Origin of the sequence: Pseudomonas serbica (genome assembly GCF_028823535.1) — a bacterium.
In the GTDB taxonomy this organism is placed as follows: domain Bacteria; phylum Pseudomonadota; class Gammaproteobacteria; order Pseudomonadales; family Pseudomonadaceae; genus Aquipseudomonas; species Aquipseudomonas serbica.
The window spans coordinates 256,239-282,113 of the sequence record NZ_JAQIYM010000006.1 but is presented as its reverse complement, the minus strand read 5'-3'; the positions used below and the strand labels follow the sequence as shown (position 1 = coordinate 282,113).

16 protein-coding genes are annotated in these 25,875 nt (G+C 59.7%); 14 read left to right on the top strand and 2 right to left on the bottom strand.

Annotation, left to right across the window (positions count from 1 at the left end; translation table 11 throughout):
- Positions 1-55 precede the first annotated feature (55 nt).
- From NQL71_RS12055 to ureC, 12 genes are all read left to right on the top strand, one after another.
- On the top strand, positions 56-1,432 hold the full coding sequence (locus NQL71_RS12055; RefSeq protein ID WP_274642688.1) for a PepSY-associated TM helix domain-containing protein: 1,377 nt from the start codon (positions 56-58) through the stop codon (positions 1,430-1,432).
- Positions 1,433-1,675: 243 nt separating this feature from the next.
- Positions 1,676-2,941: an urea ABC transporter substrate-binding protein gene (urtA, locus tag NQL71_RS12050; protein WP_046819717.1), complete on the top strand. Its 1,266-nt coding sequence runs from the start codon at positions 1,676-1,678 to the stop codon at positions 2,939-2,941.
- 164 nt (positions 2,942-3,105) lie between these two features.
- The gene (urtB, locus tag NQL71_RS12045; RefSeq protein ID WP_166619037.1) at positions 3,106-4,608 is read left to right on the top strand and encodes an urea ABC transporter permease subunit UrtB; all 1,503 of its coding nucleotides are present in this window, start codon (positions 3,106-3,108) and stop codon (positions 4,606-4,608) included.
- On the top strand, positions 4,608-5,687 hold the full coding sequence (urtC, locus tag NQL71_RS12040; protein WP_046819719.1) for an urea ABC transporter permease subunit UrtC: 1,080 nt from the start codon (positions 4,608-4,610) through the stop codon (positions 5,685-5,687). Before urtB ends, urtC begins: the two co-directional genes overlap by 1 nt.
- Positions 5,684-6,553, top strand: coding sequence for an urea ABC transporter ATP-binding protein UrtD (gene urtD, locus NQL71_RS12035; RefSeq protein WP_046819720.1), 870 nt, complete (start codon positions 5,684-5,686; stop codon positions 6,551-6,553). The genes urtC and urtD overlap by 4 nt, the downstream gene beginning before the upstream one ends.
- 113 nt (positions 6,554-6,666) lie before the next feature.
- The gene (gene urtE, locus NQL71_RS12030) at positions 6,667-7,365 is read left to right on the top strand and encodes an urea ABC transporter ATP-binding subunit UrtE (RefSeq protein WP_046819721.1); all 699 of its coding nucleotides are present in this window, start codon (positions 6,667-6,669) and stop codon (positions 7,363-7,365) included.
- A 30-nt stretch (positions 7,366-7,395) separates the two neighbouring features.
- Positions 7,396-8,235, top strand: a complete 840-nt coding sequence (locus NQL71_RS12025) for an urease accessory protein UreD (RefSeq protein ID WP_274642687.1) — start codon at positions 7,396-7,398, stop codon at positions 8,233-8,235.
- 136 nt (positions 8,236-8,371) lie between these two features.
- The gene (gene ureA / locus NQL71_RS12020; RefSeq protein WP_033055605.1) at positions 8,372-8,674 is read left to right on the top strand and encodes an urease subunit gamma; all 303 of its coding nucleotides are present in this window, start codon (positions 8,372-8,374) and stop codon (positions 8,672-8,674) included.
- A gap of 9 nt (positions 8,675-8,683) precedes the next feature.
- Positions 8,684-9,217: a GNAT family N-acetyltransferase gene (locus tag NQL71_RS12015; RefSeq protein ID WP_274642686.1), complete on the top strand. Its 534-nt coding sequence runs from the start codon at positions 8,684-8,686 to the stop codon at positions 9,215-9,217.
- A gap of 6 nt (positions 9,218-9,223) precedes the next feature.
- Positions 9,224-9,757, top strand: coding sequence for a GNAT family N-acetyltransferase (locus NQL71_RS12010; RefSeq protein WP_046819724.1), 534 nt, complete (start codon positions 9,224-9,226; stop codon positions 9,755-9,757).
- Positions 9,757-10,062 (top strand): urease subunit beta, encoded by a 306-nt coding sequence (locus NQL71_RS12005; protein WP_046819725.1) that lies wholly within the window; start codon positions 9,757-9,759, stop codon positions 10,060-10,062. The genes NQL71_RS12010 and NQL71_RS12005 overlap by 1 nt, the downstream gene beginning before the upstream one ends.
- Before the next feature lie 146 nt (positions 10,063-10,208).
- Positions 10,209-11,909: an urease subunit alpha gene (gene ureC / locus NQL71_RS12000; protein ID WP_077185371.1), complete on the top strand. Its 1,701-nt coding sequence runs from the start codon at positions 10,209-10,211 to the stop codon at positions 11,907-11,909.
- Between the two features lie 75 nt (positions 11,910-11,984).
- On the opposite strand, the gene NQL71_RS11995 is transcribed toward ureC, so the two are convergent.
- Together NQL71_RS11995 and NQL71_RS11990 are read right to left on the bottom strand one after the other, a co-directional pair.
- Positions 11,985-18,035, bottom strand: coding sequence for an NEL-type E3 ubiquitin ligase domain-containing protein (locus NQL71_RS11995; protein WP_274642685.1), 6,051 nt, complete (start codon positions 18,033-18,035; stop codon positions 11,985-11,987).
- A 69-nt stretch (positions 18,036-18,104) separates the two neighbouring features.
- Complete coding sequence (locus NQL71_RS11990; protein ID WP_274642684.1) at positions 18,105-23,381, bottom strand: NEL-type E3 ubiquitin ligase domain-containing protein; 5,277 nt, start codon at positions 23,379-23,381, stop codon at positions 18,105-18,107.
- Positions 23,382-23,619: 238 nt separating this feature from the next.
- Here NQL71_RS11990 and NQL71_RS11985 point away from each other — a divergent pair, with 238 nt between their 5' ends.
- A complete protein-coding gene (locus tag NQL71_RS11985) occupies positions 23,620-24,747 on the top strand; it encodes a sensor histidine kinase (RefSeq protein ID WP_166619042.1) in 1,128 nt (375 codons plus the stop codon).
- A 204-nt stretch (positions 24,748-24,951) separates the two neighbouring features.
- Positions 24,952-25,869 carry an RHS repeat-associated core domain-containing protein gene (locus tag NQL71_RS11980; RefSeq protein WP_248686770.1) on the top strand — a complete coding sequence of 306 codons (918 nt, stop codon included), beginning with the start codon at positions 24,952-24,954 and terminating at the stop codon, positions 25,867-25,869.
- Positions 25,870-25,875: the final 6 nt, after the last annotated feature.

Below are 25,875 nucleotides of genomic sequence, written 5' to 3'. Positions count from 1 at the left end.
GCGCAGCAACCGCCAACACACAACCAAAAGATCCAAGCCAAGCGGAGCACACGTGATGAAACAGCCCAAAGTGAATTTCTACAACCTGGCCTGGCGCTGGCATTTCTATGCCGGACTGTTCGTTGCGCCATTCATGGTGATGCTGGCCCTGACCGGCACGATTTATCTGTTCAAACCGCAACTCGACTCGCTGATGTACAGCAGTCTGCTCAACGTCCCGGCCGGTCACCACACGGTGCCGGCCGATGACCTGCTCGACCGGGTGAAAAGCGCCTATCCACAAGCAACCATCAAACAGTACCTGCCGCCGATCAACGCCGAGCGCAGTGCCCAGTTTGTCGTGCTCAACGGCGGTACCGAGCTGAATGTGTTCGTCGACCCTTACCACGGCGACATCCTTGGCGAGCAAGACGCCAAGAAGAACCTGCAAGCAGTCGCGCGCGCGATTCACGGCGAGCTGATGATCGGCACCGTCGGTGACCGACTGGTGGAACTGGCTGCTGGCTGGGGGGTGGTGCTGGTGGTATCCGGGGTGTTCCTGTGGTGGCCGCGCGGTCAGGCGGCGGGCATTCTCTGGCCGCGCCTGAGCAGTCGAGGCCGGGTGTTGTGGCGCGACCTGCACGCCGTCATCGGCTTCTGGGGTGCCTCGTTGTTGCTGGTGATGCTGCTCAGCGGCATGACCTGGACCGGGTTCTGGGGCAAGCAGTACGCCGCCGTCTGGAACGTGTTTCCGGCGGCGATGTGGGACAACGTGCCCCAATCCGATGTCGAAGCGCGCAGCCTCAACAGTGCGACTCGCCAGACCGTGCCGTGGGCCATGGAAAATACGCCGATGCCGATGTCCGGCGGCCACGCCGAACACATGGCCCACGGTGGTGCGCCAGCCGGTCCGGCTGCACCCACCATCAGCCTGCAGGACGTGCAGGACATCGCCGTGCAACGCAAGGTCGAGCCAGGCTACAGCATCACCTTCCCGAGCACGGCCACCGGTGTGTTCACCATCGCCGTGTTCGCCGATGACCCACGCAACGACGCCACCCTGCATGTCGATCAATACACCGGCAACGTCCTCGCCGACGTACGTTACGAGCACTACGGCACCGTCGCCCGCGCCACGGAAATCGGCGTGATGCTGCACGAAGGCAAGATGTTCGGCACGCTCAACCAGATCATCGTCCTGCTCATCTGCCTGATGATTTTGCTCAGCGCGGTCAGCGGCGTGGTGATCTGGTGGAAACGTCGTCCGCAAGGCAAGTTCGGTGTCCCACCGCTGCGCCACGACCTGCCGAGATGGAAAACCGCGATGGTGATCATGTTCGCCCTGGCGGTAGCCTTCCCGTTGGTGGGTGCGTCACTGGTGGTGGTGTGGGTACTGGACAAGCTGCTGCTGGCTCGCCTCAACCGGCAAGCTGAGCCCGATTCGGCAGCTTGAGCGATACCTGGGCAAGCAGCGAATCGTGCTTGCCCGTCATCCCCCATTACGCCCCAATCTGGCGCACCTCAACGCACCAGTGCGTCCACTGCGTGCCTTGATGGTGCGCAAAATATCCGTGCAACCGCTCTAACACGACATTCCCCTGCCTTTGTACGACCAGGCACAGCCCTTGCTAACGACCCTTCAGTAGTCCGCATCTGCCAACCAAGAAAAATATCCAATGTTCATGGAGATCGCACAATGAAGCGTCGCAGTTTGATCAAGGCTTTCACACTCACGGCAAGCATTGCCGCGATGGGCATGACCTGGACTGTCCAGGCCGCCGAGACCATCAAGGTCGGTATCCTGCATTCGTTGTCCGGCACCATGGCGATCTCCGAGACGTCGCTCAAGGACATGGCGCTGATGACCATTGACGAGATCAACGCCAAGGGCGGCGTGAACGGCAAGATGCTCGAAGCGGTAGTAGTGGACCCGGCGTCGAACTGGCCTCTGTTCGCCGAGAAAGGCCGGCAGCTGCTGACCCAGGACAAGGTTGCCGTGGTGTTCGGGTGCTGGACCTCGGTGTCGCGCAAATCGGTACTGCCGGTGTTCGAAGAACTCAATGGCCTGCTGTTCTACCCGGTGCAGTACGAAGGCGAAGAGATGTCGCCGAACGTGTTCTACACCGGCGCTGCGCCGAACCAGCAAGCGATCCCCGCCGTTGAATACCTGATGAGCGAAGAAGGGGGCGGTGCCAAACGCTATTTCCTGCTGGGCACCGACTACGTCTACCCGCGAACCACCAACAAGATCCTGCGTTCGTTCCTGCACTCCAAAGGCGTAGCCGACAAAGACATCGAAGAGGTCTACACCCCCTTCGGTCACAGCGACTACCAGACCATCGTTGCCAACATCAAGAAGTTCTCGGCCGGCGGAAAGACGGCGGTCATCTCCACCGTCAACGGCGATTCCAACGTGCCGTTCTACAAAGAACTGGCCAACCAGGGCCTGAAAGCCACCGACGTGCCGGTCGTGGCGTTCTCGGTGGGCGAAGAAGAACTGCGCGGCATCGACACCAAGCCGTTGGTGGGCAACCTCGCGGCCTGGAACTACTTCGAGTCGGTGGAGAACCCGGCGAACAAGAAATTCGTCGCCGACTGGAAAGCCTACGCGAAGAAACACAACCTGCCGGGTGCCGACAAAGCCGTGACCAACGACCCGATGGAAGCGACCTACGTCGGCATCCATATGTGGGCGCAAGCGGCTGAAAAAGCCAAGTCCACCGACGTCGACAAAGTCCGCGAAGCCCTGGGTGGCCAGACCTTCGCCGCACCGTCCGGCTACACCCTGACCATGGACAAGACCAACCACCACCTGCACAAGCCGGTGATGATCGGCGAGATCCAGGCCGACGGTCAGTTCAACGTGGTGTGGCAGACCGAAGGACCGATCCGTGCCCAGCCGTGGAGCCCGTTCATCCCGGGCAACGACAAGAAGCCGGAGTATGCGGTGAAGAGCAACTAAGCCACTGGATGTCGGGCTGATGAGCATTTCCGACCCGACACAACCCCCCTGTGGGAGCGGGCTTGCTCGCGAAAGCGGTATGTCATTCAACCTGGATGCAAGCTGACCCACCGCTTTCGCGAGCAAGCCCGCTCCCACAATTAGTCCGAGCAAGGCGACTTTTTATGCCCATTGCCCTTTACCGTTTATTTCTCGCCGTCGCACTCCTGCTGCCCATGCTGGCCCACGCCGGTGACGCTGAAGACTTCGTCGCCGCCAATCCCGTGCAGCAAGCCAAATTGCTGGAAACCTGGGCCGCGCAGCCCGATCCGGCCCGTATCGAGCTGATCAACGCCCTGCAACAAGGCGAATTGACCATCGACGGCCAGCCGAAAACCTTGCGCCTGAATAACCGCCTGCGGGGTCTGATCGACACCGCATTGGCCAGCCACCAATTGCTTGCCGCCGACGCCAAAATCCGTCTGGACGCCGCACAGCAGTTGCAGAAAAGCGCCAAACCCGCGCAGCTGAAATTCCTTGACCAACAACTGGCGGGAGAACAGGACGAGAGCGTTCACGCCGCCCTCAGCCTGGCCCTGGCCAATCTGCAATTGGTCGACGCCGACCCGGCAGTGCGACTCGCCGCCATCCGCCTGCTCGGCGAAACCGGCGACCCACTGGCCCGCACCCGCCTCGAAAATCTGCTGGCGCCGGGCGTTGAAACCGACGCAAATGTACGCACCGCCGCCGAAACCAGTCTCGCCCAGGTCAAACGTAAATTGCTGGTGGGTGAACTCCTTGGCCAGGCCTTCAGCGGCATGTCCCTGGGCTCGATCCTGTTGCTCGCCGCCCTGGGACTGGCGATCACCTTCGGCCTCCTCGGCGTGATCAACATGGCCCATGGCGAGATGCTGATGCTCGGCGCCTACTCGACCTACGTGGTGCAGCTGATGTTCCAGCGCTTCGCCCCGCAGGCCATCGAGTTCTATCCGCTGATCGCGCTGCCGGTGGCGTTTTTCGTCACCGCCGGGATCGGCATGGCGCTGGAACGCACGGTGATTCGCCACCTCTACGGCCGTCCACTGGAAACCCTGCTCGCCACCTGGGGCATCAGCCTGATGTTGATCCAGTTGGTGCGCCTGGTCTTCGGCGCGCAAAACGTCGAGGTGGCCAACCCGGGGTGGTTGTCAGGCGGGATTCAAGTGCTGCCCAACCTGGTGCTGCCGTACAACCGCATCGTGATCATCGCGTTCGCGCTGTTTGTGGTGATGCTGACCTGGCTGCTGCTGAACAAGACGCGCCTGGGCCTGAACGTGCGCGCCGTCACTCAGAATCGCAACATGGCGGCCTGCTGCGGCGTGCCCACCGGGCGCGTGGATATGCTCGCCTTCGGCCTCGGCTCGGGCATTGCCGGCCTCGGCGGCGTGGCGCTCAGCCAGATCGGCAACGTCGGCCCGGACCTCGGCCAGAGCTACATCATCGACTCGTTCCTGGTAGTGGTGCTCGGTGGTGTCGGGCAACTGGCCGGTAGCGTGTTTGCCGCATTCGGCCTGGGGATCGCCAACAAGATTCTCGAACCGCAAATCGGTGCCGTGCTCGGCAAGATCCTCATCCTCGCGCTGATCATTCTGTTCATCCAGAAACGTCCGCAAGGCCTCTTCGCACTCAAAGGACGGGTGATCGACTGATGAACCAGCCCCTGCTCGTTACCGCGACACAAAAAGCCGGCCCGAAAGTCACGATTGCCGTTGGCGCGGTGATCCTCGTTTTGCTCCTGGCGTTGCCGCTGCTCTCATTGTTGCCCGCCGACAGTGCGCTGCACGTCTCCGCCTACACCCTGACCCTGGTGGGCAAGATCCTTTGCTACGCCATCGTTGCCCTGGCGCTGGACCTGGTCTGGGGGTATGCCGGCTTGCTATCCCTGGGTCACGGGCTGTTTTTCGCCCTCGGCGGTTATGCCATGGGCATGTACCTGATGCGCCAGGCCTCCGGCGATGGCTTGCCGGCCTTCATGACGTTCCTGTCGTGGAGCGAATTGCCCTGGTACTGGACCGGCACCAGCAGCTTTCTCTGGGCCATGTGTCTTGTCGTATTGGCGCCGGGATTGCTCGCGCTGGTATTCGGCTTCTTCGCCTTCCGCTCGCGGATCAAGGGCGTGTATTTCTCGATCATGACCCAGGCCCTGACCTTCGCCGGCATGCTCCTGTTTTTCCGCAACGAAACCGGGTTTGGCGGCAATAACGGCTTCACCAACTTCCGCACGATACTCGGTTTTGGCATTACTGAGCCTGGCACCCGTGCAGTACTGTTTTTCGCCACGGTGCTATTGCTGGTGGCGAGCCTGTACATCGGTTGGCGCCTGGCCCAGAGCAAGTTTGGCCGAGTGCTGACCGCATTGCGTGACGCAGAAAACCGCTTGATGTTCTGCGGCTACGACCCGCGCGGATTCAAGCTGTTCGTGTGGGTGTTGAGCGCGGTGTTGTGCGGCCTGGCGGGTGCGTTGTACGTGCCGCAAGTGGGCATCATCAACCCGAGTGAAATGTCGCCGACCAACTCGATTGAAGCAGCGGTATGGGTCGCCCTCGGCGGTCGCGGCACCTTGATTGGTCCATTGCTCGGCGCCGGCGTGGTCAACGGCATGAAGAGCTGGTTCACCGTGGCCTTCCCGGAATACTGGCTGTTCTTCCTCGGCGCGCTGTTCATCGTCGTGACCCTGTACCTGCCCAAGGGCGTGATCGGTTTGCTGAAGAAAAGAGGTGAACAATGAGAGTCACTGCGACCGCTGAATTCATGCTCGAACCGGCGTTTTTTCCCGTGGAGCCGAACAAGGACGCCGGCACCAGCCGCGATGTCATCGGCCTCGGCCAGCGTGCAGGCAAAGGCCTGAACACCCGCCATGGCACCATCCTGACCCTGGAAGACATCAGCGTCAGCTTCGATGGTTTCAAGGCGCTGAACGACTTGAACCTGTACATCGGCGTCGGCGAACTGCGCTGCATCATCGGCCCCAACGGCGCGGGCAAGACCACGCTGATGGACGTGATCACCGGCAAGACCCGCCCCAGCCACGGCAAGGCCTGGTTCGGCGAAACCCTGGACCTGACGCAGATGAGCGAAGTGCAGATTGCCCAGGCCGGCATTGGCCGCAAATTCCAGAAACCGACCGTGTTCGAAGCCTTGAGTGTGTTCGAGAACCTGGAGCTGGCGCAGAAAACCGACAAGTCGGTGTGGGCCAGTCTGCGGGCGCGCTTGAGTGGCGAACAGAAAGACCGGATCGCCGAGGTGCTCGACACCATTCGCCTGACCGCTTCGGTCAATCGTCCCGCTGGCTTGCTGTCCCACGGCCAGAAGCAGTTCCTGGAAATCGGCATGCTGTTGATGCAAGACCCGCAACTGCTGCTGCTCGACGAACCGGTGGCCGGCATGACCGACGCCGAAACCGAATTCACCGCCGAACTGTTCAAGACCCTGGCCGGCAAGCACTCGCTGATGGTGGTGGAGCACGACATGGGCTTCGTCGGCTCGATCGCCGACCACGTCACCGTGTTGCACCAGGGCAGCGTGCTGGCCGAGGGATCGCTGGAGCAGGTGCAGGACAACGAACGGGTGATCGACGTGTATCTCGGCCGCTGAGATTTGCGAACACCGAACCTGTAGGAGCTGGCTTGCCAGCGAAGGCGTACTGAATGACGCCAAAAGCTTCGCTGGCAAGCCAGCTCCTACAAGGGATTGAGGAGGATTTGAGAATGCTGCAAGTTGACAAGCTGCACCAATACTACGGCGGTAGCCACATCCTGCGCGGCCTGACGTTTGACGTGAAGGTCGGCGAAGTCACCTGCCTGCTCGGCCGTAACGGCGTGGGCAAGACCACCCTGCTCAAGTGCCTGATGGGCCTGCTGCCGGCCAAGGAAGGCGCGGTGAATTGGGAGGGCAAACCGATCACCGCGTTCAAGCCGCACCAGCGGGTGCATGCCGGCATCGCCTACGTGCCCCAGGGCCGGGAGATCTTCGGCCGCCTGACCGTAGAGGAAAACCTGCTGATGGGGTTGTCGCGCTTTCCCGGCGGTGAGGCCAAGGAAGTCCCGGCGTTCATCTACGAACTGTTTCCGGTACTGCTGCAGATGAAGCAACGGCGCGGCGGTGACTTGTCCGGCGGCCAACAGCAGCAATTGGCGATTGGCCGGGCGTTGGCCAGCCGCCCACGCCTGTTGATTCTCGACGAGCCCACCGAAGGCATCCAGCCGTCGGTGATCAAGGAAATCGGCGCAGTGATCAAGAAACTTGCGGCGCGCGGTGACATGGCGATTTTGCTGGTGGAGCAGTTCTACGACTTTGCCGCCGAACTGGCCGATCAGTACCTGGTGATGTCCCGCGGCGAGATCGTGCAGCAGGGCCGCGGCGAAAACATGGAAGCCGAAGGTGTCCGCGGCCTGGTTACGATCTAATCTGTGGCGTCCTGACGATAATCAGAAACTATGAATCTACCACTACCTACTGCCCTGTTTACCCCGAGCTGGCATGCCGAGCTGGAGCTGGGCTACGCCCGCTTCGGCGACAGCACGCGCCCGGTCCAGCGACGGCACAAAGGCCCGCTGCGGGTGCAGAAGCACCTGTATGCCGAAGGGCCCGAAGTGTGCCAGCACATCATCGTGCATCCGCCGGGCGGGATCGCCGGCGGCGACCGCTTGGACATCAGCGCCAGTGTCGGCCGTCAGGCGTGGGCGCAAATCACCAGCCCCGGCGCGGCCAAGTGGTATCGCGCGGCAGGCCCGGCTTATCAGAAACTTGACCTGAAAGTGGCCCACGGCGCGACACTGGAATGGCTGCCACAAGAGACGATCATCTTCAGCGATGCCCGGGCCGAACTCAGCACGTCCATTGATCTGCAAGGTGATGCGCGGCTGTTTTATTGGGATGTGGTGGCGCTGGGTCGCCCGGCCAGTGGCGAGCGTTTCGATCTCGGCCATTTCCAGGCGCAACTGGATATCCGCCGCGACGGCCAGTTGCTCTGGCACGAACGCCAGCGCATTGTCGGTGGTGATGGCTTGCTCGACTCGCCGATCGGGCTGGATGGGCAACCGGCGTTTGCCACCCTGCTGGTGACCGGGGAAATTGACAGCGATCTGCTGGAGCAATGCCGTTCATTGCCCAACGATGTGCGCGGGGATTTGACCCAGTTGCCGGGGCTTCTGGTTGCTCGTTGCCTGGCCAGCGAAGCGCTGCTGGCGCGAGGCTGGCTGATTGATTTGTGGCGGTTATTGCGCCCTGCACTGCTCGGCCGAGAAGCACTCCCCCCCAGAATATGGAGCACCTGAACACCGCTCCCCCTGCAGGAGCTGGCTTGCCAGCGAAGGCGTACTCAATGTCGCCAAAAGCTTCGCTGGCAAGCCAGCTCCTACAGGTGATGTATTTACAGATCCGAATTTTTATCTGCCCAGATGGACTCCAACGATGGACCTGACCCCACGCGAAAAAGACAAGCTGCTGATCTTCACCGCCGGCCTCGTCGCCGAACGGCGTTTGGCCCGCGGCGTGAAACTTAATTATCCGGAGGCCATGGCCTACATTTCCGCGGCGCTGCTCGAAGGTGCCCGTGACGGCCGGACCGTGGCCGAGTTGATGCACTTCGGCACGACCCTGCTCAGCCGCGAACAAGTGATGGAAGGCATCCCGGAAATGATCCCGGAGATCCAGGTCGAAGCCACCTTCCCCGACGGCACCAAGCTGGTCACCGTTCACCAACCCATCGCCTGAGGACGCGCCATGACTTATCACATCCGCGATGCGGTGCATTCCGACCTGCCGGCGATCCGTGACATCTACAACGACGCGGTGCTCAACACCACGGCGATCTGGAACGAACAGGCCGTGGACCTCGGCAACCGCCAAGCCTGGTTCAGCGCCCGGCAATCCCAGGGTTATCCGATCCTGGTGATCGTCGACGGCGAGAACAGCGTGCTGGGCTACGCTTCGTTTGGTGACTGGCGACCGTTCGATGGTTTCCGCCACACCGTCGAGCATTCGGTCTACGTGCGCAGCGACCAGCGCGGCAATGGCCTGGGCCCACGATTGATGGACGTGCTGATCGAGCGCGCCAAAGACTGCAACAAACATGTGATGGTCGCCGCCATCGAAAGCGGCAATGCCGCTTCCATTCGTCTGCATGAACACGTCGGTTTCGTGACCACCGGCCAGATGCCGCAGGTTGGCACCAAGTTCGGTCGCTGGCTGGACCTGACCTTCATGCAACTGACACTCAATCCTGGCGCCGAACCGCCGCCCGCCAACAAGGAGTAACACCTGATGAACGCCGCCCAACTGCGACGCGTCAACATTGAAAGCTTTGCGCACTATCGTCAGGGTTTGATCGATTTGCTCCTCGACGCCGTCGGCTATGGCGCCAGTGTCGGGTTCATGGCGAATCTGGACGCGACGCAGGCCCGCGCCTATTTCGATGAAGTCCAGGAGAACCTGAACAAGGGCAATGTACTGCTGTGGGTGGTGGTCAAGGACGAGCAGGTCCAGGCCAGTGTACAGCTGACCCTGTGCCAGAAAGCCAATGGCCTGAACCGCGCTGAGGTGCAGAAACTGCTGGTGCGCGAGGACGCCAGGCGCCGCGGCCTGGGCCAACAATTGATGAGCGCACTGGAACAGGCGGCCCTGCAGCACAAGCGCGGCATGCTCTACCTTGATACCGAGGCCGGCTCACCTGCCGAGGATTTCTACAAGGCCCTGGGTTACACCCGCGCCGGCGAAATCCCCGACTACGCCTGCGATCCGAGCGGCCTCTACAAGCCCACCGCCCTCTATTACAAGATTCTCCAGGGAGCCCATTGATGATTCCCGGTGAATACCAGATCCAGCCCGGCGACATCGAACTCAACGTCGGCCGCCGTACTGTCAGCTTGAAAGTGGCCAACAGCGGCGACCGGCCGATCCAGGTCGGCTCGCACTACCACTTTTTCGAAACAAACGACGCCCTGACCTTCGACCGCGCCAGCAGTCGCGGCATGCGCCTGAACATCCCCGCCGGCACCGCCGTGCGTTTTGAACCGGGCCAGAGCCGCGAGGTCGAGCTTGTCGATCTGGCCGGGCATCGCCGGGTGTTCGGCTTTGCCGGACGGATCATGGGCGACCTTTAAGTGATGTGCAGCCTGTACCGGCCCCTTCGCTGGCAAGCCAGCTCCTACAGGGGATCGTATTTCAACGGAAATTGTAGGAGCTGGCTTGCCAGCGATAGCGAGCTACGCGAGCGGTCTCGAAAACCATTGAATCCCAAGGCAAGCGCATGAAAATTTCAAAACAAGCCTACGCCGACATGTTCGGCCCCACCGTCGGTGACAAGGTCCGCCTGGCCGACACCGAGCTATGGGTCGAAGTGGAAAAAGACTTCACCACCTACGGCGAAGAAGTGAAGTTCGGCGGTGGCAAGGTTATCCGTGACGGCCAGGGCCAAAGCCAGTTACTGGCCGCTGAAGTCGTCGATACCCTGATCACCAACGCGCTGATCATCGACCACTGGGGCATCGTCAAGGCGGACGTCGGCCTCAAGGACGGTCGCATCGCCGCCATCGGCAAAGCCGGCAACCCGGACATCCAGCCCGACGTCAACATCGCCATCGGCGCCAGCACCGAAGTGATCGCCGGCGAAGGCATGATCCTCACCGCCGGCGGCATCGACACGCACATCCACTTCATCTGCCCGCAGCAGATCGAAGAAGCACTGATGAGCGGTGTCACCACCATGATCGGCGGCGGCACCGGGCCTGCCACCGGCACCAACGCCACCACCTGCACCTCCGGGCCATGGCATCTGGCGCGCATGCTCCAGGCCGCCGACGCCTTCCCGATGAACATCGGCCTGACCGGCAAGGGCAACGCCAGCCTGCCCGAGCCGCTGATAGAACAGGTCAAGGCCGGCGCCATCGGCCTCAAGCTCCACGAAGACTGGGGCACCACCCCGGCAAGCATCGACAACTGCCTGAGTGTCGCCGACCAGTACGACGTGCAGGTGGCGATCCACACCGACACCCTCAACGAATCGGGCTTCGTCGAAACCACCCTCGCCGCTTTCAAGGGTCGAACCATCCACACCTATCACACCGAAGGAGCGGGCGGAGGCCATGCCCCGGACATTATCAAGGCCTGCGGCTTCGCGAACGTGCTGCCGAGCTCTACCAACCCGACCCGGCCGTTCACCCGCAACACTATCGACGAACACCTCGACATGCTGATGGTCTGTCACCACCTGGACCCGAGCATTGCCGAAGACGTGGCCTTCGCCGAAAGCCGCATTCGCCGCGAAACCATCGCCGCCGAAGACATCCTCCACGACCTCGGTGCGTTCTCGATGATCAGCTCCGACAGCCAGGCCATGGGCCGTGTCGGTGAGGTGATCACCCGCACCTGGCAAACCGCCGACAAGATGAAAAAGCAGCGCGGCCCGCTGCCCCTGGACGGCGAAGGCAACGACAACTTCCGCGCCAAACGCTACATCGCCAAGTACACCATCAACCCGGCGATCACCCATGGCATCAGCCATGAAGTGGGCTCGATCGAAGTGGGCAAATGGGCCGACCTGGTGCTCTGGCGTCCAGCGTTCTTCGGGGTCAAACCCACGCTGATCCTCAAGGGCGGTGCTATCGCGGCCAGCCTGATGGGTGATGCCAACGCCTCGATTCCAACGCCGCAACCGGTGCACTACCGGCCGATGTTCGCCAGTTATGGCGGATCCCTGCACGCCACCAGCCTGACCTTTATCAGCCAGGCGGCGCAGGAGGCCGGGCTTGCTGAAGCGCTGGGCTTGAAGAAGAAAATCGCCGTGGTCAAAGGTTGTCGCAAGGTGCAGAAAACCGATTTGATCCACAACGATTACCTGCCAGACATCGAGGTCGATCCGCAGACTTATCAGGTCAAGGCTGACGGCATTTTGCTGTGGTGCGAGCCGGCGGATGTGTTGCCGATGGCCCAGCGTTACTTCCTGTTCTGATCGACTGAGCAACGCAAGGAAAAGGCCTGGATGCTTGCGCAGACCCAGGCCTTTGTTCTTCGTTTAATGACGGCATCAGAGCGGGTGCTTGGCCAACTCCTCGCGAGTGCATTTCTCGATCAGCGACGCCTCTTCGATCTGGAGTTGAGCGTCCAGTTCGTCGGATTGCGTCTTGTACTGCGCTTCTGATAATTCCCCTGCCTGCAGGTTTTCTCGCAAATTGGCCAGGCGATCCTGATAGGGCTCGCGTTGCGCTTCGAATTGCGCCCGGTATTTGTTCGTCACAAAGTCCTTCCAGAAGTCTTTCGCCACCAGCGACTGAAACTCTTCAGGTGAACTGTCCAGTGCCACGACCTGGTTGTATGCCCTGTCCAGCATCACCGGGGTAACGTTGCCAAGGCCTGTGAACCTGACTTGCTGCGGCTGGCCCGGCAATTCGAGCTGGTCCTTGAGGCCGAAACGGTAGGCCAGTTTTATCTCGACCTCTTCCAGAGCACTGATCCGCCGTAGCTTTTCGGCAGCCGTCAAACCCGGCATGTCATTGATCGCGGTGGTGCGTTGCTGGATATCCGCCAGGGCGATTTTCTCAACCTCGTCCAGGCGGAACAGCCCTCGGGACAATTTCAGGAGCGTCGCAGCCTGATCCCCATCCAAGGCCAGTGTCCGGGCCCGGTACACCATTGCCATGATTTCCAGATTGCTGAATGACAACGCTGCACGGTCACAGCAGGCTGGTCGCCCGGCCCACTCGAACATCTGATCACGAAGGGCTTCGGATTCAGGGTTGGCTTCGGTAATGGCGTCGATGACCTCCCACACGCGCCGCTGAAGGTCTGCGAGGCCGGAAGCGGCAGGGGTAAGGTCGTTGAGTACCTGGAAGAAGCCGTTGGAACCCTCCTGCGCGAGCAGCGTCTGCCATTGCGCTTGTCTGGCCGGAATCCGCTCGGCGGCCAGGCCGGTGGTCCAGCGCTGCAGGGCTGTCGGATTTCGCCCTCCGACGCTACCTCGATCCACGGGTGCCACACGGGCCTGGTACTCAAAGACTCCCGGTCGCCGTAACGCTGAAACATCGGGTCGTTCTCGCTCAAGACGCGTCCAGTAGTCACGAAGCTGTCGCTGGCTGACTTCCGACAATGGATTGCCACCAATGTAAGTGAAGTTGTTGATTCGTGCCGCCTCCTCAAGTTGCGCGTCCGGCGGGGCAATGACCGATTGCGGAATCGTCGTGATCTGGTTGTTTCTCAGATCGATCACATCCAGCAACGGCTGCTCACCCAAGCCGACTGGCCAGCTATCAACGCCGATCGTGTTCAACGCCAGCGAGCGCATGTCCGTTATCGCGCTGAAATCCGGCAGCATGCCCAAAGGGTTCCGAGACAGGTTCAACGACCGGAGCGTGCTGCGCCTCGCCAGCAACTGGGCGGTCTCGGGGGTCAACCGAATGCGGTTGTCCTGGAGAAACAAGCGCGTCAGCCCATGCATTTCATCCAGCGCCGGGGGTATCGCGGTCAGCCGGTTATTCGACAGATCCAGCCAACGCACGCCTCTGAAATGCGCAAGAAAGCCCTCTGGAGACACACTCAAGCCCATGTTGTTGAGTTTGAGCGAACCCACATGGCTGAAATCGGCCTCGATATCAGGAACGCTATCAAGTGTCTGGCGACTCAGATCAAGTTCAAAACCGATCGGGGTTCCGTCGTTGGCATTCTTTTGCGGGGCTTGCCGCCTCCAGCAGCGGCGAATCCGGTCAGCAGCGGTGTATCGGTCTGCCCGCTCGGACAGCCCGGCAGGAGCCTGACCGGCGCGAATGTAACGTTGACGGGCGCCACCTCCCGAAAACGACCAGGCCGACAATTGCCGATTCAAGGTTTCATACTCACTCTCAAGGCGAGTCAGCTCGGAGCTTGCCTCGCTCCCATGGGTTTGCAGAAATTCGGCAATCTCGAATTCGTTGAAGTCAGGGTACAGTTGACGAATTCTGGCGCTCATCGAGTCGAGCACTTTGAATGCACCGGGAAGACTGCCCTCCAACAGGTCAGGCCTCAGCGCTTGCAGCTGCTCCCGATAATCCTTGAGCTGCTCCCAGCCTTGACGCGTAAACGGGTTACCCTCAAGAAGCGTGACACGATTGACTCTCGCGTTCGCCTCAAGCGGCTCCCCCACCATGGAGAGCATCGCCCGGGGTACTTCAGTGAGCTGGTTATTTCGCAGGTCCAGCTCCTGCAGGTCGGGCAGGCTTTGCGCTCCCTCCGGCCATAGATCGATGCCCGTGCCATTGAGGCTGATCTTCCTCAGTCGAGGCATCGTGCTCAAGTCCGGCGGGAGACCCAACGGGTTTTTCAACAAATCGAGCTCTTCAAGTGCACTCAATTTTCCGAGCACTGCCGCATTGTGTTCATTGAATCGAACCCGGCTGCCCCTGAGGCTCAGGCGGGTCAGGCCTTTCATATCACCGATCGCCTCGGGGAGGTCTTTGAGCAGGGCCATTCGCTCCAGCTTTAGCGTCTTGAGCCCGGTGAACCCCTTGAGAAAGGCATTGAGGTTGCCTGCACCTGTACTCGCCAGCGCCAGTGTCTCGACATGACTGAATTGGGCATTCAAGGGCGGCAGCTCTACAGCGGAGTCGATGGTCAACGCCGCTCCGCTCTGTCGCCGCCAGCAGCGCTTGATAGTGCTGGCGACCTGACGCTCTCGCCCACCCGGGATTCGCCCCTCGACAGCGGGATTGCTTTGTGCCGTGACACGGGCTTGAACCCAGCTATTCAGCTCTTGCTTGAGTGTCGCGTATTCGGCTTCACGTCGAGTCAGACCGCCTCGCACGTCGTCCCCCAGTGAGCGCAGGAAGGCCTCAACCTCGGCTTCGTTGAAATCGGGATACAGCTTCAGCGCGCGCGCGCGCGGCGTTCGGAAAAAGCTGGCCACTTGTTGCCCGGAAGGCAGTAACGGACCTACGCCACCGAGCAACTTCATGCCCGGTTCGACGCTCGGTTTGAACAATGGACGCTTCTGAAGAACCACCCTGAACTGTTCCCGCGGCAGCGGTGCCTGCTGCACAGCCCGCTTCAATCGCTCGGCCTCCTCCAGCGTGTAGCCCAATGCCTGCCGCTCCTCTGCCGTCAGGGCCTGTAAAACAGACGAATAAAGGTTGGCAGAGGATGATTGGGCGAACCGGGTGTTTTCATCAACCACCAGTACCGCGCGTGTCGGTATTTGCGGTGCACCGATCACGTCCAGTAACGTCCCTTGCGGACCATACTCGCGCAGTTCGAAGCGCACGCCCTTCGGCCAGCCCGGCAGCGTTTCAAGACTGCGCAGCGCCAGGCGCTCGCTGTCGACACCGGATGAAGTCTCGAGGTAGAGGCCCTCATACGCATGGGCCAGACGCAGATCCTGGCGGGCCCATTCGGCTTGTTCATAAATACGCCGAGGCAGGGGACCTGAATTGCCCAAGGCCAGCAGATCGTCCTCAGTCGCCTCCTCCACAATCTGTTCCACGACGACAGTGGGCAACTGCGGGAAAAAGACCTTGATCCGCGCCACGGAGCTGCTCGCGCTCGCCTGCTGCGCGCGGTACAAAGACTCGAACAATGAGCGTTTTTTATTCTGTACCGCGCGAGCGATTTCCTTGCGCAGCTCAACGGCCCGTTGATCCAGCGTCAGATCCGATGTCCCTGGAACGTTTTTGATGTCGACCCTCTGCGCCTTCAACATGTCCAGCAGCGAGGTCAGTACGGTGCCGTTCGCTGCCTCCTGGTCCCCCACGACGAACGTTAACCTGCGCGCCCCTTCGCGCTGCGCTATCGGGTCCTCCCAGATGAGCTGTGACTGACTGTCCAGGACTTTGATCGCAGGTGAAGCGGGCAATAGTTCCTGACTGCGCATGACCCTGAACTGCATGGCCAAATCGGCCTTGGCGTATACCTGGGGGTTTTCGCTGGCGATCTGCTCCCTGAATACTTCGATGTCCCGGTCGATTCGAAAACGTGTGAGGGTGTCGGACAGCTGTGCCGCTGGCCGCCCTTGCTCGACATGCAGCTGGCGCAGTTGATCGGGCTCCACACCACTGGTGACCCGTATCTGTTCCAGCTGCGCATCGGTGAACGCTTGCGCGCGATAGCCCAGGCGCCGCATCAGGATCGGCCCGTCCCAGCTCAAGGGTTCTTCGGCTTCGTGGGTCCAGGCACCAGCACCGTTATGTTCCAGTCGTGGTGCATAGGCATCCGTACGGCTCGGATGCTGGATACGAAATTGCCCGACGCCCTGATCCCGCCTGACGACAAAATGATCATCGCCCAGCGGCAGGATGTCCTGCCCCTTGTAACGATGCAGGCCCAGCTCGTTTGGCGTTGAACCCGCCGGCAGCTTGAGGGGGGCTCTGTATGGCCCGAGGTCAGGCTTCCACAGACGTGGCTTGCCAGTTGCCGATGTCACCGGCTGCAAACCCTCGACAAAAGGCTCGGGCTTGACGGCTGTGAGCTTGCCAACGCCCTTGCTCGCGCCATGCATCGCGGCAATCAGTGCAAGGTTCTCTGCGACGTCCGCCAGGTGCGCCAGGGCGGCGCGATGATCACCCTCGCTCCACTCGATCACCCCTTCAAACGTCTCGCTCATGAGCTGAGCAGCCATGACACCCATCATGACTTCACCCAGCACCGGGACGAACATGGATACACCGTTCAACAGCAGCATGCCGACCTCCAGCAATACCGCCATTTTCTGTGCCCGTACATTGGCGTCCACTTGCGCGGTAGGCACAGCGTAGTGACGGGCATCAGCCATGATCTTGTCACGGCTCTTATCAAAGAGGTCCACCCATAGATCAGCATTGGGGCCCCACAACCCTCGCTCGGCAAAACTCGAGGTACGTGTGTAGGGGTCTTCAATCGGCTCCTGTCTGGGCACTTGTTCCGGAGGCAGTTCGCTGGGCGCGTAAAGCACAGAAAATGGATTGATCGCATCAAACCCTTTCAGCCAGGGAGATCGCAGCGCGGCCAGCGGATCCGCCAGTGCGTCTTTAGCCTTCTGGGTGAACTGACTGAAGTAATAGGGGCGATCAGCATAAGCCACGAACTGGCTGAAAAATCGTTGATACTCGGTCGAGCCGTCGTCCCGAGACTGTGCAGCATCCCTGGCCGTGAACTGGCGCTTGAGCTCCGCATCCATCTCACGATCCTTGTAGCGCTTCAACGGATGCTCCGGATCGTGGGGCACGTAGAGAATCATTTCATCGGAGTATTTGTATTTTTCACCAATCAGAAAAAGCACACAGCCGGTCATCTTTTTCTTCATCAGTCCCAGGTCACGAAACCACACCGGCTTGCCGTCCACTTGGGGGTTCATCTCCCCGCCGATGACCGACAGGATCATTGTGTAATCCTTGGGTTCGATGTCCTTTTTCAGCAAGGCCATCTCGGCAGCAGCCCTCATCGCGTCTTTTTGGCTGGTCACAAACAGTTGCCGCAGAAATGCCACTGCCACCGGATTTGGCGATTGCAGAAAGTCCTTCAGGTAAGCCTGGTATTTCGCTCCGATATCCAGCTCCCGACACAGCGTCAAAAACTGCGCCACCGTCAGGGAGGTGGTCACTTTGCCGAGTACGCCCGGCGTCAATTCAGAAACAAAACCAGAAGAGGAGTGAAAGTGCCCGGCCCCACACTCATCCTCTTCGAAGTTGTGCATCGCCGCTTGCAGTAGCGGCAGTGTCAACACCTCGAACGTACCGGCCTCGTATTTGAAAACGCCCAGTTCCAGGGGCTTTTTCAGTTGCACAAACGTCTTGTTGACATCCAGTTCCACCGCGAACCGGTCCTTTAGCGCGCTGACCAGCAAGGGTTCGGCAAAGGCGTTGATGTCTTGCATATTCAACATGGTTTTATCAAGCAGGCTCTGGGACTTGATACTGGCCTCGAACCGCGCGTTCAAGGCCAGACGCTGCGCCTGGGAGGCTGCCAGGTACCAATCGGGAAGAACGACCGGGGCCTTTTTCACGGCTTCTCGTCGTGCGGGCGAGGCATTCACAAGCCAGGCCGGGATGGCCTTGGCAATGAACTCGGCGTGAACACTTGGTTGTTCGGCAGTCGGTGACGGCGCTGCCGTTTTTTCAGGGCTTTCGTTTTGATTTCGCAAGGTACATATCCTTATGTACGAGTTATTGGGCCGACACGAAGATCGTCAGTCTTCATGCCGGAAAAACTGTCAAGGTTTCAGGGTAAAGGGGATTTCGACCCGTTGCAGTTTTGCCCGATCCATCGCCTGTTGGGTCAGCGTCTTGAGCAACGTCAGTTTTTGGGCATTGAGCAGATTCATCTCGATTTCATACGCATCGGTCGTCATGACGCGTCCGGGGGCGATCTCGCTTTCCGGCTTGCCAAGTTCCGCAGCGAGCACCCTGAGTTCTTCTTTCAACTGCGCTTTTTCCTGCACGGAAAGGGACTCGGTCGCCCGTCTCTCCAGCGCCATGTAAAACTCTGTCGTCGCATCGAGCCGACGCCTGATGGCCTTGAACGCAGTGCGATTGGAGCCCTGGATGTAGGACTCCCAGAAGGGCTGTTCGACGATCGAATCGCGCAGCAGATCGCCCTCCTCCAGCGCGAGCACACGGGTGCAGGCGTCATCGATCATCGCCTGGGTGACCCCCGACAGCGCTCTGAATTGCAAGTCCCGCGACTGCCACGGCAAATCCAGCCGGCTGGCGAGATCCGTCATATACGCCAGATGAGTCTCGACTTCGTCGATGCTGCCAGTGGCCTCACCCTGCCCATCGATCCGCATGAAACTCTCGCCGTTCTCCAGTCGCCGGGCAATTTCCCTATGGGCGATCCGGCTCAACTCATCCAGACGGGATTTTCCCCTGGCCAGCAACACCAGTTCGGCTTCGACCAGGCTCGGGTTGGCCAACTCGTAGGCTTCGTGAATCAGTACTTCAAGGCCCATGGCATTGAACAGCGCCGCCCCGGCATCGACGCAGTTGACCGGTTCCCGCGCCATACTGAAAATCTGCTTGCGCAGTGCGCTGTTCTTTTCCATGGCCTCCAGCATTCGCCAGAGTTTGGCCGTCAGATCCACCCGGAAGGCCCGATCATTTTTGAAGTGACTGGATCTGGTGAGCAATCTGATGTGATCGAAAAACGGCACTGAACCGATCTCGTCCTCCACCTGATTCCATATTGGCTGTCGGTCAACCCACTGCGCTCGCGTCATGCCTTCCTCCCAGTCGAGACTGTCGCGCACGCCACGGGATGGATAAGGTCGATCAGGGTCCAGGCCCACGGAGTGGATGTAGTCTCTGAGCTGATTCAGGTTTTCTTCCGATATCCATTGCGGCTCGCGGCTCAGGATCGTTCTGGCCAGCAACTCGGCTTCCACGGAACCGGGCACCACCTGAGGCACAAAATCAATGACATTGCGCTGCAGACTCAGATAGAAGTGCCTAAACCGGGGCAAGGAAAACAAGCCCCTGGGCCAGGTGTTGATGCCGGTGTCTCCCAGGATCAACGTGTGCAGCACAGGCATGCGACCGATGTCTGGAACCTGGCCCAGAGGATTGCCGCGCAGGTCAATGGATTCGAGACGGATGAGATCGCGCAGCTTCTCCACGGCCTCTGCAGTCAACACAACCCGGTTGTTGGCCAGGTACAGCTCGGTCAGCGATTGCATGCGGCCTACAGCGGTGGGCAGTCGGGTCAGCCCATTGTTGTTCATGTTCAAGGAGCGCAGTCTTGGAAAATGATCGAGAAACCCGGCGTTGGCATCGGTCAATCCGGTATCGGGCAACTTCAGCCGGGTGACATGCTCGAAATTTGCCTCCAGCCTGGGCATGGTTTCCAGGTGCCGCCCCATAGGCATGTTGCTCAGATCAAGGCTCCATCCACTCGGGTTGCCCTGGGCATCGAGATCGCGGGGGCCGCTGCGTTGCCAGCAGCTTCTGATAGCCCGGTAGACATTGTTGCGCGACTGCCATTGTGAAATGCCATCCGCGCTCAGGCTGAACGAGTCGAGCGGCGAATCCAGCCAGCGTCGAAAGCTGCTGTTGAGTTGGTTGAACTCGGCTTCGAGGGCCCTCACCCGCTCCTGGGGCGTGTTCCCGCTGTCGCTATGCTCGAGAAAGGTTTGAATGTCGGTCTCGCTCCAGCCGGGGCGAAGCGAGCGGACCCGCTCTTGCGTGGCCAGTGGCTCGTCGACTCGACGAAGGCGCTGGGTGAACCCTTGCATGCCCCCCCGCAGCTTCATGGTTTCGGGATCGTACTTCGGTTTGCGCAAAGGATTGTCCGCCAGGGTCGTCCTGAACCTGTCGTGACTCAGTGGCGAACGATGAACGGATTGCCCGAGGGTTTCCCATTGATTGATCTGGTAACCCAGCGCGTCGCGCTCTGCATCGGGCAAGGCATGCAGGACAGCGGCGAAAAGATTATCGGGGACATGAAGCTCATGGTCGTGTTCGTCGCGCGCTTCATACAAGCCATCTTCGTTCTTGATCAACACCTTGCGGATGGACGCGTCAGCCGAGCCGATACTGCCCTCAAGCGTGCCTGTCATTGTTCCGTTGCGCACTTCGATACGCACATCTTCAGACCAGCCCGGCAGCGACTCCAGCGTTCGCAGGAGCAGTCGTTCAGTGTCCGGGGTGTGCAGCTCATCGAGAAAAATGCCCTCATAGGCACGGTTCAGCCGTACCTCCAGCAACGCCGCCCGGGCCTGCTGCTTGAGACGCAATGGAACGCGCTTGCGCTCGGCCATCACCGACAGCTCCTCTGGCGAGGCGCCCGCCAGCAGTTCCCTGGCGACACTGCTCGGCAGCTCCGGGAACGCGTCCTGAAGCCAGACCGCGTTAGGCTCGGTGTCGACCTGTGCGTGCTTGTAGAACGACTCGAAGAGGCGCTTCTTCTGCGCCTCTGCATAAATGGCCAGGCGTTCCTGCAAGGCGTCGATTCTTACTTGCCTGTCTTCGCCGATGTTGCGACCGAGTATCTGCTTGATCTCCTCCTCGCTGAACGCGTCCAGCACGCGATCAGATAAGTTGCCGGCCGTCAGTTCAGCAAGGGTCACCTTCACCCGGTGTGCAGGCTCAGCGCCCCGGTTGCCGTGCACAATGGAATCACCCCACAACTCCGGCCCGCGGAAAAGCTCGATCGCTTTGTCCTCGGGCCATTGCGGCAACTCTGTCAACAAGGGTGGCAGGTGCTCCGCCCATTGTGGCGCAACCTGATTGAGCCGTATCTGATCCACCAATGTGTTCACATCGGCAACAGCCTTGAAGCGCTTGAGGGTGTCGGCCAACAATGCCGGTGGCGGCTCTGTTTTCACCTGCAGCTTGCGCAGTACATCTTCCTGGACACCGCTGGCGATACGGATCTGTTCCAGCGTCTCATCGGAAAATGCATCGACAGAAGGGCCGAGGCGCCGCATCAGTTCGGTCTTGTTCCACTCGATCGGGCGGTCGAGCTCGGTGTGCCAGGCACCGGCGCCGTTATGCTCCACCCTTGGCTGATAGGCCGTCGGCCGGTTCGGATGCCTGAGTCGCGGTTGACCTGTCTGTGGATCTTCCTTTACCTCCAGATGCTTGCCGTCCAGCGCCAGGATGTCCCGGTCGTTATGTCGATGCAGTCCCCGTTCGTTGGGTTCCGAGTCTTTGGGCAAAGACACTTTGTGATCGTAGGGACTCAGGTCTGGATTCCACAGGCGCGTCTTGCCATCGGGCAGCTCGACCTTTTTCAGTTGGTCGATAAAAGGTGACGCCTTGACTGCCACAAGCTTGCCGCCTGGTAATACATGCCCGGCGCTCATGAGTGCCAACTGGGCGAAATTGATCAGTACCCCGGTGAGATGAGATGAGGCCTCTTCCTTATCGCCCTTGTTCCAGTCTTCGATGCCCTCCAGGGTCTCAAGCATCATTTGGCCCACCATCACCGCCAGCACGGCCTCCCCTAATCCCGGAACCAGCATGGCGCCGAAGTTGAACACGTTCCAGCCGATGTCCAGGTAGCTGGTCAGGCGCTTCCAGCGAGCGGTGGCGTCTTCATCGCCAGTCGGCACGGCAATCTGCCGGGCATCGGCAATCGCCTTGTCTCTGCGCCAGAGACAGAATTGCGCCCAGAAATCACCCTCGATCAAGTTGGTGATGGGTTGCGCATCAGGATTCTCGACCGCGGTCTCGCGCCACCACGGGCCCATGTCCAGAGGTTCGCGCTGAATCCAGGTGAAGGTCGTAAAGCGCTCTTTGACCCGTGCGAAGAAGCGCCCCTTCTCCTTGTGAGGCACGAACCGGCTGAAGAATTCCTGGTAATGCGCAGAACGCAGCTGGCCCGTCAGTTCCTTCATGAAATCGGTGAAAGAGGCGTATTGCTTGAGCGGATGATCCGGGTCGCCGGGGATGTAGGCGATCAGTGTGCCGTCCAGGCGACTTTGTTCATGGATATCGTTTTGGCGAACCATTTCCTCCGCCACCGCGGTCGGGCCATTGGCAAAAAAGGCCTGGAGAGTCTTGAACTGGTCAAATTCCTGCCCTGGCAAAACCGCCAGGCGACGAGACCACTCCAGCAGGCGTTGCAAATGCTCGGGCACCAGTTCGTCGATGGCTTTTTTTATTTTCGAGGGCTCGGCTACCGCACTGAACAGCACGATGCCCGTCAGCCTCGTGCCTAACAACGAGAGGCGGTGACAGTGCAATGGCCGGCCGCGGTAGTGGATGCCTTTCTGGCCATCGCGCACGCTTTTCAGCTTTCCGAAGGTATAGGGCTCTATATCGTTTTTCAGTATCGCAATAGCCATGGACTCACTGAAGGCAGCCTTCTCATGGGCCATGAACTGCTGCTCAAGTAACTCTCGGCCAGCATTGACAGCAGGATTCAACAGAGACTTGATGTGTCGTTGATACTGCGTCCCGATATCGAGTTTGCGACACAAGGTTGTGAACTTTTCGATGCTGCATTCGTGACGCTGGAGTTCCCCCTCAGTGTCTCTGATGAAGATACCTGAGCCTTCGCGAAAGGCGCCTTCAAGGGTTTCAGACAACTCGAAGTTATGCAAGGCAGCGTCCAGCAATGACGATTGCCTGAGCCGGCTGGCTTGGGTATCGATGCCAAAGCCAAGCGGGGCGGGGACATAGAGGCGTAATGACGCCGTGCTGACATCCAGTTCGAAGTTCAACTCGTCGCTGATGGCTTCAACCAGCAACGGCTTGGCAAACTCACGGATGTCGGTTTGCAGATTACCGACCGCGTCAGAGACAGCATCCTGTAAACGACAGCGCTCCTGTATCAGTTGTTGCAAGTATTGACGAGCAATATCCGGCGCCTTGATGTACCAATCGGGTAACCCGGTGGTGAGTTGCGTTATGGATGCCAGCCTTGAGACCGGGGCAGTCTTTATCAGGACTGGAACTTTCTCGGTAAAATAATCCGAATGAACGTTATCGTATAAACGCACGACTTCCGGCGAATTTTCCGACGTGGAGTCTTCTTGCAGTACAGTCATTTTCGCAAATCCCTATGCGATGAGTAGTACTCCAGCTTATTCAACAGCCACTAAAACAAAAGATTAAAATCCTGCTGAAACAACCCCGAAAAGACACAGGACAAGATTGATTTTAAGAACCGGAAATATAGATAAATACCACCTGGACGACCCCAGGCATGATCCGCCCCCCAGCGGTAGTTTTTGCCCGGCGCTAAAGAGGCTAAGATCCCCCTACATTCCAAGCAGGAAACCGGTCATGCGCCTCCCCGACTTCATCAGGCAACACGTGGACCGTATCGTTGATGAATGGGAACAGTTCGCTAGAACGATCATGCCGGCGGCCGAAAACATGGACCGTGCAGCCTTGCGCGACCATGCCAAGGCGATTCTGCTGGCCGCCGCGCGCGACATGGCCACCGCGCAAACCGCCAGCGAACAGCTGGCCAAGGCCAAGGGTGAAGGCCCCGAGAAAACCCCGAGCCTGGACGAAGCCGGCGCCAGCCATGGCGAGCTGCGGCATACCGTGGGTTTCGATCTGGTGCAGATGACCAGCGAATTCCGTCACCTGCGTGCCTGTGTGATTCGCTTGTGGGTCGACAGCCTGGAATCACCGGACCTGACCTATTTCCAGGACATGATTCGCTTCAACGAAGCCATTGATGAAGCACTCGCAGAATCCACCGCGGCCTACGCCGAACAGGTGAATCACTCGCGGGATATCTTCCTGGCGATACTCGGCCACGACCTGCGCGCGCCGTTGCAAGCGATGAGCATGTCCACTGAATTGCTGATGCGTAAAACAACCCTGGAAGGCGATGCGCTGGCTTGCGCGAACAACATCAAGCGCAGTGCCCGGCACATGGCGGTGATGGTCAGCGATTTACTGGAGCTGGTGCGCAGTCGCCTGGGCAAGAGCCTGCCGATCGAACCCAAGCCCATGGACCTTGCCGATGCCGCACATGCAGCGATTGCCGAAGCCTGCGCCGGCAACCCTGAATGCGATCCAACGGTCAGGGTAGAGGGCGATACTCGAGGTGTGTGGGATGCCGGGAGATTGGGTCAATTGCTGCAAAACCTGATCGGCAATGCGTTGCAGCACGGTTTGAACAAACGCGATGTGAGGGTCACGCTCAACGGCGAGCCCGACACGGTTCGCATAACGGTCCATAACTACGGAACGCCGATTCCCGCGAACGCGATCGGCACCATCTTCGATCCATTGGTGCGCAGCGCCGACGAAGAGCTTGGCCAGCCCTCCACCAGTCTTGGCCTGGGATTGTTCATCGTCAAGGAAGTGGTGGAAGCGCACCACGGAACGATTGAGGTCAGTTCCAACGAGGTCGATGGCACTTTGTTTACGGTGGTGTTGCCCAGGACCGTCTGACGTCGAAAGATCGCGTTATCGTTCTTCGCGAGCAGGCTCGCTCCCACATTGGTCTGGTGGCGTTCGTACTATTACGACCCAGCACAATCCCTTGTGGGAGCGAGCCTGTTGACTATCAGATCTGATAGTTCACAACGCTGGGCCCCTACGTCAGACTCGGGAGGTCGATCACAGTTGATCCTCTCAACAAGGAAGCCCCCTGTCATGCGCTCACCTGCCAACATACATGTCACTCAGGTACGCACCGTGCTGCTGGCGACCGACAATAAAAATTCAGTCCTTGTCGAAAGCGCGGTGGGCAAGGCGAACTCCATCGCTTATAGCGCCTACGGTCAGCAATCAGCACGGCAGGAGGTTGCGACGGGCTTGGGGTTCAACGGCCAAATGCGCGAGGCACAGATTGGCTGGTACTTGCTGGGCAACGGCTATCGCGCTTACAACCCGGTGTTGATGCGCTTTCATAGCCCGGACAGTTGGAGTCCGTTTGGCGGAGGCGGCTTGAATGCGTATATGTATTGCGTGGGGGATCCGGTGAATGCTTCTGATCCGACGGGGCATATAGGTTTTAAACAATGGATTAGAAATTTTTTCTCGCGCAACACCGTAACTAGAACATCCAGTACCTCGAGCCTAGATCCGCTCATCCCTTCCACCTCACCTGCAGCAACAAGGCGCACGGAGCCCCTCCCTTCGATACCCAAACAGATGGTTCTACCCAACGCTGGAGCTCCACTGGACCCAATTACTGGTGAACACATCAACGGACATTTGCCTGTTGGGCGACGAAACTGGACTCCACCGTCTGCCACCGCCGCGCCTGCGGAGATGAAGACTTTCAGGGAATTGTCTCAACAACAGAGCTCAGCTGGAAGAAGCTCGACGCTAGCCTCGGCAAGCGCATCACCTCCTGGCCCACCTGTAAATAGATCCAACAAGCCGACCAACCCGGCTAGGCGGAATATTCCCAGTCATGTTCAAGGTCGGAATGCCAATTTGAATCCAGCCACACGCCCTTTACCCCTTACCCCCGATGACATTCACCAAGGCTTGAGTATAGATTCAATGGGTGAGGTACGGGTGAACTTGCAAGTGTTCACCCAAGCTCGAAGAAGAAAAAATTAAGGCAAC

What these genes read in the sequence shown, in the direction of transcription:
- NQL71_RS12005 (WP_046819725.1), top strand. Translation starts at nt 9,757, where the DNA reads ATGATTCCCGGTGAATACCAGATCCAGCCCGGCGACATCGAACTCAAC.
- ureA (WP_033055605.1), top strand. Translation starts at nt 8,372, where the DNA reads ATGGACCTGACCCCACGCGAAAAAGACAAGCTGCTGATCTTCACCGCC.
- urtA (WP_046819717.1), top strand. Translation starts at nt 1,676, where the DNA reads ATGAAGCGTCGCAGTTTGATCAAGGCTTTCACACTCACGGCAAGCATT.
- NQL71_RS11990 (WP_274642684.1), bottom strand. Translation starts at nt 23,381, where the DNA reads ATGACTGTACTGCAAGAAGACTCCACGTCGGAAAATTCGCCGGAAGTC.
- urtE (WP_046819721.1), top strand. Translation starts at nt 6,667, where the DNA reads ATGCTGCAAGTTGACAAGCTGCACCAATACTACGGCGGTAGCCACATC.
- urtD (WP_046819720.1), top strand. Translation starts at nt 5,684, where the DNA reads ATGAGAGTCACTGCGACCGCTGAATTCATGCTCGAACCGGCGTTTTTT.
- ureC (WP_077185371.1), top strand. Translation starts at nt 10,209, where the DNA reads ATGAAAATTTCAAAACAAGCCTACGCCGACATGTTCGGCCCCACCGTC.
- NQL71_RS12055 (WP_274642688.1), top strand. Translation starts at nt 56, where the DNA reads ATGAAACAGCCCAAAGTGAATTTCTACAACCTGGCCTGGCGCTGGCAT.
- urtC (WP_046819719.1), top strand. Translation starts at nt 4,608, where the DNA reads ATGAACCAGCCCCTGCTCGTTACCGCGACACAAAAAGCCGGCCCGAAA.
- NQL71_RS12015 (WP_274642686.1), top strand. Translation starts at nt 8,684, where the DNA reads ATGACTTATCACATCCGCGATGCGGTGCATTCCGACCTGCCGGCGATC.
- NQL71_RS11985 (WP_166619042.1), top strand. Translation starts at nt 23,620, where the DNA reads ATGCGCCTCCCCGACTTCATCAGGCAACACGTGGACCGTATCGTTGAT.
- NQL71_RS12010 (WP_046819724.1), top strand. Translation starts at nt 9,224, where the DNA reads ATGAACGCCGCCCAACTGCGACGCGTCAACATTGAAAGCTTTGCGCAC.
- NQL71_RS11980 (WP_248686770.1), top strand. Translation starts at nt 24,952, where the DNA reads ATGCGCTCACCTGCCAACATACATGTCACTCAGGTACGCACCGTGCTG.
- urtB (WP_166619037.1), top strand. Translation starts at nt 3,106, where the DNA reads ATGCCCATTGCCCTTTACCGTTTATTTCTCGCCGTCGCACTCCTGCTG.
- NQL71_RS12025 (WP_274642687.1), top strand. Translation starts at nt 7,396, where the DNA reads ATGAATCTACCACTACCTACTGCCCTGTTTACCCCGAGCTGGCATGCC.